Below are 6886 nucleotides of genomic sequence, written 5' to 3'. Positions count from 1 at the left end.
ACCCCTAATGAGAGCCTTTTCGGCTATTTTCAGGTGTTGTTACAATTGGGGCAAAACTTCGGAGTGCCCAGAAGTTTATACAGCGACCGCCATACCATTTTCTTTTCGCCTAAGAAGGACAAGCTCTCCATCGAGGAGGAGCTGGCCGGCCAAACTGCCCCTTTAACCCAGCTTGGCCGAGCCATTGCCGAGTTGGGTATTAATCATATCCCCGCTCGCTCCCCCCAGGCTAAAGGACGCATAGAGCGCCTCTGGGGTACTCTACAGAGCCGCCTGGTAGTTGAGCTCCGCTTGGCTGGTGTCTCCACCCTGGAAGAGGCTAATGCCTTCCTGCCAGGTTTTATCCAGAGGTTTAACGGCAATTTTGGCAGCCGGCCTGGTTTGACAGGACAAGTCCCCGGTGGGTATAATTATCAAAAAGGGCCATTTTTACAAAGGAGTGGTACCGTTTTGATCAAAAATGTGGTCTATGATGACTTTCAGCGCACGGTTTCGGAAGTGCTGGTCTGCAGCCGCAGTGTACTGGATGTCCTGGCCAAAACCCAGGAAGCAAACGCCCGCCTGAACCGGGCAGTGATTAAAACGGTTACCAGTTGTGGATGCCTGAGAATAAACGCCCGTAAAAAAGAAATTCCCCCGGAAGCCACGCTGGCCGACCTGCGCCATTTGCTGGAATCACACCTAGTGGGGGAAATGTGCGAGGAATGCCGGGAAGCGGTAGAAAACGCCATCGGGCGCTGTCTGTTCTACCTGGCGGCCCTTTGCCACTTGCTTGATTTAAATCTGGACGATATTGTGACCAAGGAACAAAAACAGCTGCGCATTTTGGGCATATACAACCTGGCTTAAAAAAGGCGTTGGGCGCCTTTTTTAGTTATGGCGCTCCTGGAGCTGTTCCCGGTAACGGGCCAACCCTTCCTTAATGGAGCGGGCCCGCGCCTCCCCGATGCCTTCCACCGCATCGAGTTCTTCAATACTGGCATTAAGAATGTTTTTCAAAGAGCCAAACTCCTTGACCATGTTCTCAATTACCGGAAGGGGCAGGCGGGGGATTTTATCCAGAATGCGGTACCCTCTGGGCGAAACACTCTGGTCGAGGATGCTGGCGCTCCCGGGATAACCCAGGGCGCGGGCAATCAGGGAAAGGTCTAAAAGATCCTCCGCCGGCCAGCTGTTGATCATGGCCAGAATGGTACCCGGAGGCTTATCCGTGGCAGTCGCATAATCCCGAATAATCAAAAGACCCTCATGTTCCACGCCGGTCACCAACTCCTCCAGCTGCATGGTGATCAGCCTGCCCTCTACACCCAGTTCACTGATATACTTTTCAATTTCCTTGACTACCCGCAGTACCATCTCCACCCGCTGAATGGCCCGGCTCACATCAAAGAGAGTCACCGCCTCTTCAAACTCCAGGATGCTTAATTCCGTCACCACCCGGTCCAGCACCGACCGGTATTTTTCCAGGGTCTGAATAGCCTGGTTTGCTTTGGCCAGGATTACCCCCACATCCCGCAATACATATTTCAAATTCCCCTTGTAGATGGTAATCACTCCACGGCGCTGGGAAATGGAAATGACCAGGGCACCGGTTTGTTTGGCCACCCGCTCGGCCGTACGGTGCCTGATCCCGGTCTCGGTGGAGGGAATGCTCAGGTTGGGAATGAGCTGGGTGTTCGCCGCCAGAATCCGCTTTAAATCCGAACTTAAAATAATGGCCCCGTCCATCTTGGCCAGCTCATAAAGGTTGGCCGGCGTAAATTCCGCGTTGACGGCAAACCCTCCTTCGGCAATCTCCATCACTTCCGGCGAGTCGCCAATAACAATTAGCGCCCCCGTTTTCGCCCGCAGAATATTCTCCAGGCCTTCCCGCAAGGGGGTGCCGGGAGCCACAGTACGCAGTAACTGTAACAGCCTGTCTTCCACGCGTTCCTCCTTCAAGGTTTCACCCCTTCATTGTTCCAGGGCTATTTCAAGGGCTTCGGACAGCGTTTGAGCCCCCCAAACGGTCATGGATCCCAACCGGGATGGGTCCACCTGGCCCAGATTGGCCCGGGGCAGCAGGCAGTGGGTAAACCCCAACTGCGTCGCCTCCTGAACCCGTTTCTCTATCCCGGTGACGGGGCGGAGTTCCCCGGTCAGGCCTATTTCCCCCACCACCGCTAGGCGGCAGTTTACGGGAATATCCCGGAAACTGGAAGCCAGGGCCACCGCTATGCCCAGGTCTACCGCCGGCTCCACCAGGCGCACCCCGCCCACCGCGTTGACATAGGCGTCATAGCTGCCCAGGTGCAAGCCGACCCGCTTTTCCAGCACGGCCATGATCAGGATCACCCGGTTGTAATCCACTCCTGCAGTCATGCGCCGGGGATTGCCAAAGCCCGTGGGCGACACCAGGGCCTGTATTTCCACCAGCAGCGGTCTTGTTCCTTCCAGGGTGGGAACCACCACTGCCCCGGCCACCGGCCCGGCGGGATGCTGGATCATAAACAAGGAAGAAGGATTGGCAACCTCCACCAGACCGTCATCTTTCATTTCAAAAACGCCAATCTCGTTGGTGGAACCAAATCTATTTTTCACACCCCGCAAAATACGGAAGGATTGGTGTCTTTCCCCCTCAAAGTAAAGCACCGCATCCACCATATGCTCCAGAACGCGGGGGCCAGCCAGAAGCCCTTCCTTGGTTACGTGCCCGACCAGAAAAATGGCTACTCCCGTTTCTTTGGCCAGGCGCATAAACTGGGTGGCGCACTCCCGCACCTGTCCCACACTGCCCGGAGCCGAACCAAAATCGACCTTTTGCATGGTTTGGATGGAATCCACAATTACCAGGGCGGGATTCAAGGATCTGATGCTGTTTTCTACCGCATCGATATCCGTTTCCGCCAGAAGGTACAGCCGGCTGGACTCTACACCCAGGCGGAAGGCCCTTAAACGCACCTGCTGCACCGATTCCTCACCGGAAACATAAAGCACCACCCGTCCGGCACCGGCTACGCAGGTAGCTACCTGCAAAAGGAGAGTGGATTTGCCGATTCCCGGATCTCCCCCCAATAAAATTAGGGAGGCAGGCACCACACCGCCACCCAGAACCCGGTCCAGTTCCCCGATACCGGTGGAAAAGCGTTCTTCCTTATTCAGCGAAATCTGAGTAATAGGAAGGGGGGTGGGAGTAGCTATACCGGGGCGCTGCTTTGTCCCGGCAACCGCCTCCTCCACCAGGGTATTCCAGGCCCCGCATTCAGGACAGCGACCCAGCCAGCGGGGGGTGCAGTGTCCGCATTCCTGGCAGCAAAAGCGGGTTTTACCGGCCATAACCATTCTTCCTTGCCATTAAAACAGTTCCTTATATTTAATGTAATTTCGTCACTGCTGCTTATGTTTTTACAGGATAACATTTCTAGTATAACATTTCTTACTTTATTTCCACAAGTTAAAAACGATGCCGAAACAGGATTTAATCACCGTAATCCGTCCTTTGGGTCCGAAAGACCCTATTGGCGGCTGGTTGGAAGCGGTAATAAACCTATGAAGGCGGGTTTGTCCGCCTACCAAAAAATCGGTAGCTTAGCGGCCCTTACTCTTCCGGGGTAACCAGTGGATCGGAACCAGATTTCCGACCTTCTCAAACTCAGGATCACCGGTTACCACGGTTCCCCGGACGTGGCGTGCCAGAGCCAGGGCGAAACAATCTCCGAATGAAATGGCATGTTCGGCTTTAATGTCCGCCGCGCCAAGGGCGAATTCCCTGTCAACTCCGGTTATCTCAATGGGAAGTGCGTTCATTATCGAAAGGAACAGGTATTTTTTCTCCTTGCCGGCTTTCCGCTGGATTATGTAGGCCACTTCACCATAATTGATCACAGACATGAACAGGGCAGCCTTCCCGGCCGTCGCTTCCACCAGCAGTTTTTCCACGTCGTCAGCCCCGGCTTCATTCTGGAAGTACGCCAGTATCGCGTAGCTGTCCAGTACGTAATTCTTCACGAGTGACCTCTTCCTTTCGGGCTTCCAGTAATTCATCCACCAGGGGATATTCTTTAAAAATACCCTTGAATGATTTGATTGGGTCTTCGGGTAACGGCACGATGGTTAGACCGCTTTCGCTTTCTGTAAAAAGTACCTTTCCCCCGGGACGGATTCCGTACCGTTCGCGAAGCTCCCTGGGTATAACCACCCAACCTTTCGAGGATATAGTTGCGATATAAGACATATAAAATCCTCCATGCGTAATACCATTCTAAAATAAGTATAACTTAACCAGCCAACCTGGTCAAGAAGCGCACCCGGCCAGCCGGGCTGCTTCTTTAAGCCCGGCGGAAGCGCTGAGGCAATTGTGAGAATGGAAAAAATTTATCTATGGCTCATGAATTTTACGAGGCGCGCGCGGTGGCCAAAAATCATCAAACAAAAAACAATCACCAAAGGGGAAATACAATGGCTGGTAATCCATTTGGTCCCCGGGTTATAATACCTTTGGGGGTGTGCAAAATGAAGCAAGTGACCGTGAGCGTCAATATACCGGAAGAAGTAATCCATCTGTTGGGTCTGAAGGAAAAAGAGCTGGAAAGGGAATTAAAGATAAGGTTCTCTGTGACCCTCTACAGTGAGGGCCGGGTAAGTCTCGGCAAGGCAGTAGAAATATCGGGACTGCCTTACGCAGAATTCATGGAACTGCTTGCCGACTACGGCCTGGGGATCGATTACGGCCTGGAGGACCTCCAGGAAGACCTGCAGGCCATCAAGGAGCTGGATGCCCAACAGCGGTAGAGAAAGGCCTGCTGCAGGCCGAAGACATGCCCGCACTGCTTAAAAAACTTAAAGACTGCGGTTTCAGGTTATCCAACGACCTGGTGCGGCAGTTCGCGGGAAGTTGAAAGTCTTGCTTGGAAGCAAGGCTTTTATAGGAATCCGCCCCTGAAAACCCACGGGCTTGTCCCGTGGGATGAAAGGGGCGTCGCCCGTTAGGGCGACAAATGTATTCACAAACACCCGTTCTAGTGCTATAATCATGCTATGAATGGAAAAACGAACCACTGCGTCTATAAATATCGTGTTTTGCCCAAAATACCGGCATAAGGTAATTACCGGCAGAGTGGAAGATACCGTAAAACTGACAATTCAAGAAATCTGCCAACAAAATATTCTCTGCCTTTCCCGGCCTTAAGAAAAAATACTTCTGGGGCAGCGGCATGTGGAGTAGAGGCTACTACATCGGTACGGCCGGTAATGTAAGCACCGAAACTATCCGCAAATACATCGAAGCTCAAAAATCATTCCGGAAGGAGGTGAAACCAGGTGAGCCGGTGCAAAAACAATGCGGTCAAGGAACTGAAAGCTCATTCCCTGGAGCAAGCCGTAGACGTCCTGGTGGAAAAGTTTCCCCTGCACCTTAACCCGGAGCAAACTCTTTTAGCCCGCAGCCTGCAAATGGAAGCAGCCAAAGTCTGGAACGCCGCCTGCAACATCCACCGCACCATATACGGCAGGTATGGTTACTGGTTGAGCGAAGGTGCAATTAAAGCGCTGCTCAAAGGCAAATACGGCCTTCACTCCCAATCGGTGCAGGCCGTGGTGGAAACCTACTTCGAGTGCTGCGAGCGCACCAGGGAACTGCACCTGCAGGGTCACACTGAATGGAAGTACCCTTACCGCCGGAAAAGGTTTTTCACCGTTACCTGGAAAAAAGCCGCCATTACCCATAAAGGGCGTATATTGAAACTTTCCAACGGTTGGGGCAGAGAACCGTTGATTGTAAAACTCCCGCAAAGGCTTGCCAGCACCGCAATCCTGCAGGCGCAACTGGTCTGGCACCGGAACCAGTACTGGCTGCACGTAACGGTGGAGAAACCGGCCCTGTTGAAAGTTCAGGGCGACGTTTGTGCGGCCATCGACCCGGGCGAAGTGCATGCCCTGACCATCACCGACGGCAATGATGCTTTAGTGATCAGCGGCAGGCTGCTCCGGTCGCTCAACCGCTTGAGAAACAAGGTGCTGCGGCAGTTGCAACGGGCCATCTCCAAAACGAAGGAAGGTTCTAGGAAGCGCAGGAAACTTCTAGCTAAAAAGTACCGGTTCCTCAACTGGATCGAGCGGCGGATAGAACATATCCTGCACGCCATATCCGCCAACGTCGTCCGCTGGTGCCTGGGAAGGAGCGTTAAAACGGTTTACATCGGCAACCCGGAAGGAGTGCGCGAAAGGGACTGCGGCAGAAAACACAACCAGCGCATGGGCCAGTGGGCTTTAGGCAAGCTGCGCGATTTGCTGGCATACAAGCTCAAGCGTCACGGCATAGAGCTGATTCCGGTGGATGAGCGTGGCACCTCCGGTACCTGTCCGGTATGCGGGGAGTACACCAGACAAACCGGGCGCGTATACCGGGTGCGGCAATGCTTCCTGCGGGTTTACCGGGATTCACCGGGACGTGCTGGGAGCCAGCGGCATCCTTGACAAAGCTCTGTACGGGAGTTTCACCAGGGGCCGCAGGCTGCCCGGGAAAGTGGAATACCTGCGGCCGCAGGTACTGGCGCCGAAAAGAGCGGCCTGACGTATCTACGATGAGTAGTAGACGCCTATGGACCGGGCCTGGTTGTGGTGACGCGACCATGTAGCTCACGAGGAAAGCGTAAGACCTGCGCTTTAGCAGGCAGCATTCCGATGACATGAGAAACCTCCGGGACGAAGCCCCCGGGCTTGTCCCGGGGGAGGTTCACTTCCTCCATGGCGTCCAACCTTCAGGGCCAGGAGCTCCAACAAGGAAATTGCCGTTTTCAGGCTTTCCACAGAAAGCTTTTGCAGAATACCGGTTGCTTTCTCCAAATTGTTTTCCATTTGAATCACCTCAAAACCATTATATCATAAAGCTGAGGCACTTGTGAGAATG

7 protein-coding genes and 1 pseudogene are annotated in these 6886 nt (G+C 53.7%); 4 read left to right on the top strand and 4 right to left on the bottom strand.

All coding sequences use genetic code 11. The features are described from left to right. Window positions 1–849: hypothetical protein (locus tag BUA65_RS19135; protein WP_341349629.1), on the top strand; the 849-nt coding region annotated here is incomplete at its 5' end. Window positions 850–870: 21 nt separating this feature from the next. Here BUA65_RS19135 and disA read toward each other — a convergent pair. From disA to BUA65_RS17065, 4 genes are all read right to left on the bottom strand, one after another. Further along, a complete protein-coding gene (gene disA / locus BUA65_RS17080; RefSeq protein ID WP_072871543.1) occupies window positions 871–1941 on the bottom strand; it encodes a DNA integrity scanning diadenylate cyclase DisA in 1071 nt (356 codons plus the stop codon). 12 nt (window positions 1942–1953) lie between these two features. After that, entirely contained in the window at window positions 1954–3315 is a 1362-nt protein-coding gene (radA, locus tag BUA65_RS17075) for a DNA repair protein RadA (RefSeq protein ID WP_072871541.1), read from the bottom strand. Window positions 3316–3567: 252 nt separating this feature from the next. Further along, on the bottom strand, window positions 3568–3987 hold the full coding sequence (locus tag BUA65_RS17070) for a type II toxin-antitoxin system VapC family toxin (protein WP_072871539.1): 420 nt from the start codon (window positions 3985–3987) through the stop codon (window positions 3568–3570). Next, complete coding sequence (locus BUA65_RS17065) at window positions 3935–4213, bottom strand: AbrB/MazE/SpoVT family DNA-binding domain-containing protein (protein ID WP_072871536.1); 279 nt, start codon at window positions 4211–4213, stop codon at window positions 3935–3937. Before BUA65_RS17065 ends, BUA65_RS17070 begins: the two co-directional genes overlap by 53 nt. Window positions 4214–4491: 278 nt before the next feature. Between BUA65_RS17065 and BUA65_RS17060 the strand changes: the two genes are divergently transcribed. The 3 genes and pseudogenes from BUA65_RS17060 to BUA65_RS17045 all read left to right on the top strand — a co-directional run bounded on the left by BUA65_RS17060 (window position 4492) and on the right by BUA65_RS17045 (window position 6453). Next, window positions 4492–4770 (top strand): UPF0175 family protein, encoded by a 279-nt coding sequence (locus BUA65_RS17060; protein ID WP_072871545.1) that lies wholly within the window; start codon window positions 4492–4494, stop codon window positions 4768–4770. A 250-nt stretch (window positions 4771–5020) separates the two neighbouring features. Continuing rightward, window positions 5021–5396, top strand: a pseudogene (locus BUA65_RS17755) (transposase). Further along, the gene (locus tag BUA65_RS17045; RefSeq protein ID WP_242656386.1) at window positions 5299–6453 is read left to right on the top strand and encodes an RNA-guided endonuclease InsQ/TnpB family protein; all 1155 of its coding nucleotides are present in this window, start codon (window positions 5299–5301) and stop codon (window positions 6451–6453) included. Before BUA65_RS17755 ends, BUA65_RS17045 begins: the two are co-directional and overlap by 98 nt. Window positions 6454–6886: the final 433 nt, after the last annotated feature.

The organism is Desulfofundulus thermosubterraneus DSM 16057, from assembly GCF_900142025.1.
GTDB classification, from domain to species: Bacteria; Bacillota; Desulfotomaculia; order Desulfotomaculales; family Desulfovirgulaceae; genus Desulfofundulus; species Desulfofundulus thermosubterraneus.
The sequence above is the reverse complement of the archived record's forward strand: the minus strand, read 5'-3'. Positions and strand labels throughout refer to the sequence as shown.

Coding starts and splice junctions, on each gene's coding strand:
- radA (WP_072871541.1), bottom strand. CDS start 3,315: ATGGCCGGTAAAACCCGCTTTTGCTGCCAGGAATGCGGACACTGCACC.
- BUA65_RS17065 (WP_072871536.1), bottom strand. CDS start 4,213: ATGTCTTATATCGCAACTATATCCTCGAAAGGTTGGGTGGTTATACCC.
- BUA65_RS17060 (WP_072871545.1), top strand. CDS start 4,492: ATGAAGCAAGTGACCGTGAGCGTCAATATACCGGAAGAAGTAATCCAT.